This is a genomic window from Variovorax sp. P4_B11, assembly GCF_056402355.1.
Genome location: NZ_JBFUHO010000170.1, coordinates 1 through 722 on the forward strand (window position 1 = coordinate 1; position 722 = coordinate 722).

At 56.9% G+C, this 722-nt stretch carries 1 protein-coding gene; it reads left to right on the forward strand.

What is annotated here, in order from left to right; translation table 11 throughout:
• A partial coding sequence (locus AC1DYD_RS41470) for a glutathione S-transferase family protein (RefSeq protein ID WP_478178506.1) occupies window positions 1–607 on the forward strand: 607 nt, incomplete at its 5' end.
• Window positions 608–722: the final 115 nt, after the last annotated feature.

The following is a 722-nucleotide window of genomic DNA, read 5'->3' on the forward strand; positions in this document are numbered from 1 at the left end:
GTCATCGACATCTCCATTCGTCAGGAAAGTCATCGTAAGTGCCCACGAGCTGGGGCTGCGCGACAGGTTGGAGACGATCCCGACTCGCGTCGCACCGAACAAGCCCGACTTGGCTCTGCTGCCATATAACCCCCTTGGGCAACTCCCGACGCTCGTCCTGGATGATGGGGCCGCGCTCTACGACAGTCTCGTCATCATCGAGTACCTCGAACACATGGCAGGTGGTGCCAAGCTCATTCCCTTGTCGCCGGAAGAGCGAATTGAGGAGCTTCGACTGCACGCGTTGTGCAATGGCTTTCTCGACCTGCTGGTGCAATGGCGCATCGAATCGATGAAGGACACCAAGCAGATTGCACTCATCAATGCGTTCAACTTGAAGTCGAGCATGATTTGGGCAAGGCTGGAGGCGGCAGCCGAACGCGTCGCGCAACGGCCTTTCGGGTTGTCGTCAATTACCCTGGCCATCATTGCTGAATACGCCGACTTCCGGTTTCCGCGGCTCGGCTGGCGAGAAAAATACCCGGTGCTCTCTGGCTGGCACCGATCCATGCAGTCACGGCCCTCTTTGGCCTCTTCCAGATTTTTCGATAGCGCAAATCCTCAGTAACCAGAAAATTAGGAGACAAAATGTCAAAGCCCGAGCGCAAACTGATCCCGACGCATGAAGGCCAGGTTGAACTTCTGGTCGAAGGTGAGGGCCCCCGTATCGTCTTGCTCCCCTC